Below are 2,364 nucleotides of genomic sequence, written 5' to 3'. Positions count from 1 at the left end.
GGCCGTGGCCTCGGGCTTGAGCGTGTACTTGTCGAAGTCGAAGAGCACGTCGGCGGCCAGCTCGATGCGGATCTCCTGCTCGGTGACCTTGGCGCCCAGGTCCTCCAGCACGCCGTGGATGCCGGTGCTGGCGCCCACGATGCCGCCGCCCATCCCCACGATGTCCAGGATCTTGGCGTTGGCCAGCGCCGCCTTGGCCGCCGCGTTGGTCTCGGCGGAGTCGGGATCGCTGTACTTCTGACCCTGCTGCCCGTAGCCTGCGCCGGCGGCCAGCAACACCAGCAGCGCCGCCCATCGGCATGATCTCGCCATCTCGACCTCGCTCTACTTGTCCGTGATGGGGACATCCTCGAAGGGTGGCGTGATGGGCGTGATCAGCGTGATCTTGGTCGCATCCGCGGGCGGCGCCGGGAACTTCGCCCACCACAGCCATCCCTGCCCGGGCTTCAGGTCCACGCCCAGGCTGCCAAAAGCATTCGCGTTCGGCGTCAGGTACGCGCCTTCCGAATCCTTGAGGATGAAATACTTCTTGCTCCCGGCGGTCACGTAGAACTTCTCGTAGTCGCGCGCGTCGATCACGCTCAGCGGGATGGGCTGGCCGCTGGTGTTGCGGAAGCGGACCTTCACCGTGAGCACGCCGTCACCGCGCTTGCACTCGGTCAGCTCCGCCACGATGCCCGCCTGGTTGGCGTCCTGGCTCTGGATGGCGGGCGTGGTAGGGGCCGCCGCCGGACCGGCGGCGGGGGTGGCGGCCGGCGCAGCCGCGGGGGCGGCTGCCGGCTGGCTCGCCGTCGTGGTCGTGGTGGCGGGCTCATTTTTGCTGCAGCCCGCCAGCACCAGCAGCACGGCGACGCTCAGCAGCAACGGGGTGGAGGAACGGCGATGGTGCGCCATGGTTCTTGACCTCCTTGGCTTGCGCGATCGGGGCAGCACGACTGCTCGGCCGGGGGGCCCCGAAAGAGTGTCGCAACTTATACGCCATCCCCACCCCGATTTCAACCGCTCGCCTCGCTCACTCCCGGCTTGCAATTCATCCGTTCGGGTGGATAATGGCGCGCTGACAGGAGGCATCTATGAAGCGCATTCTCCTCGCGGGCCTGCTGGGCGGGATCGCCATGTTCGCCTGGACCTCGCTCGCCCACTTGGTCCTGCCACTGGGCGAGATCGGAGTCCAGGAGATCCCCAACGAAGCCCCGGTGCTCGCGGCCATGCAGTCCGCCCTCGGCCAGGGTTCCGGGCTCTATTACTTCCCTGGCATGGGCGTCGGCCCCAACGCCACCCGGGAGCAGAAGAGCGCCGCCATGAACGATTACCAGAAGAAGCTGGACGCCAATCCTTCCGGCATCCTGATCTACCGCCCCGCCGCCAGCGTTAAGGCTCTCGACCCGCGCCAACTGGGCATCGAGTTCCTCACAGAATTCCTGGAAGTGCTGCTGGCCGCCTTCCTGCTGGCGCAGACGCGGCTGGGCTACCTGGGACGGGTGGGCTTCTTCCTGGTGGCCGGCATCCTGGCCGCCCTGGCCACCAACGTGTCCTACTGGAACTGGTACGGCTTCCCCACCAACTACACCGAGGCCTACATGACGACCCAGATCGTGGGCTACCTGTGCGCCGGGCTGGTGGCCGCCGCTCTGGTCAAGCCCAAGGGGTGAAGGCCGTGCGCCGCCTGTCAGCCCGCTCGCTCTGGCGCCGCCTCCCGGCCGCGGCGCTGGTCTTGGCCGCCGCCTCTGCCTTCGCGGGCTCGCCCGCCCGCGAGCCCGCTCCCCGCTTCACCGCCAAGACCATGGGCGGCGAGACTTTCACCAACGCCTCCGTGAAGGGCAAGGTGGTGCTGCTGGAGTTCTGGGCCACCTGGTGCGAGTACTGCACCAGCGAGGAGGCCCTGGTGGACTCCATCGACAAGGAGTTTTCCCCCAAGGGCCTGATCGTCCTGGCGGTGGACGTGGGCGAATCCAAGAAGAAGGTGAAGAAGTACCTGGCGCAGAACCCGCGCGCGGTGCGCATCGTGCTCACCGACGACACCAACCTGGCGGCCATGTACGCCGCCACTTCCTATCCCATCTACGTGGTCATCGACCGCGACGGCAACATCGCCGGCATCCAGCGCGGCGCCGCCGGCGAGGGCGCCCTGCGCCGCCTCCTCCGCCGCGCCGGCCTCGAATCGGACGAGTGAGCCCGCGCCGCGACCCAGCCCGCGCTAGGGCTTGGCCACGACAAACGGCGTGGCCTCGGGCTCGCGGCGGTAGAAGACGCGCGGGCGCTGCAGCGAGCGCTTCTCCACCTCTTCCACCTTCTGCTCGCCCTCCACGATGGTCAGCTCCATGCCGCGCTTCTGCGCCGCTTGCATCAGCGCCAGCTCCAGTT

4 protein-coding genes are annotated in these 2,364 nt (G+C 68.1%); 2 read left to right on the top strand and 2 right to left on the bottom strand.

Going from position 1 to position 2,364, the window contains the following annotated elements; translation table 11 throughout:
* Both VEG08_14640 and VEG08_14635 read right to left on the bottom strand, forming a co-directional pair.
* On the bottom strand, positions 1–312 hold a 312-nt coding region (locus VEG08_14640), incomplete at its 3' end, for a hypothetical protein (protein HXZ29229.1).
* A gap of 12 nt (positions 313–324) precedes the next feature.
* Entirely contained in the window at positions 325–894 is a 570-nt protein-coding gene (locus tag VEG08_14635) for a hypothetical protein (protein HXZ29228.1), read from the bottom strand.
* A gap of 179 nt (positions 895–1,073) precedes the next feature.
* Between VEG08_14635 and VEG08_14630 the strand changes: the two genes are divergently transcribed.
* Both VEG08_14630 and VEG08_14625 read left to right on the top strand, forming a co-directional pair.
* Complete coding sequence (locus tag VEG08_14630) at positions 1,074–1,652, top strand: hypothetical protein (protein ID HXZ29227.1); 579 nt, start codon at positions 1,074–1,076, stop codon at positions 1,650–1,652.
* Positions 1,653–1,657: 5 nt separating this feature from the next.
* Positions 1,658–2,173, top strand: a complete 516-nt coding sequence (locus VEG08_14625) for a TlpA disulfide reductase family protein (protein ID HXZ29226.1) — start codon at positions 1,658–1,660, stop codon at positions 2,171–2,173.
* Positions 2,174–2,364 lie beyond the last annotated feature (191 nt).

Source organism: Terriglobales bacterium, assembly GCA_035624475.1.
Lineage (GTDB): Bacteria > Acidobacteriota > Terriglobia > Terriglobales > Acidobacteriaceae > DASPRL01.
This window is presented reverse-complemented; position numbering and strand designations above follow the sequence as displayed.

Excerpts from the sequence above, each read along its gene's own strand:
- VEG08_14635 (HXZ29228.1), bottom strand. The coding sequence starts at position 894 with ATGGCGCACCATCGCCGTTCCTCCACCCCGTTGCTGCTGAGCGTCGCC.
- VEG08_14630 (HXZ29227.1), top strand. The coding sequence starts at position 1,074 with ATGAAGCGCATTCTCCTCGCGGGCCTGCTGGGCGGGATCGCCATGTTC.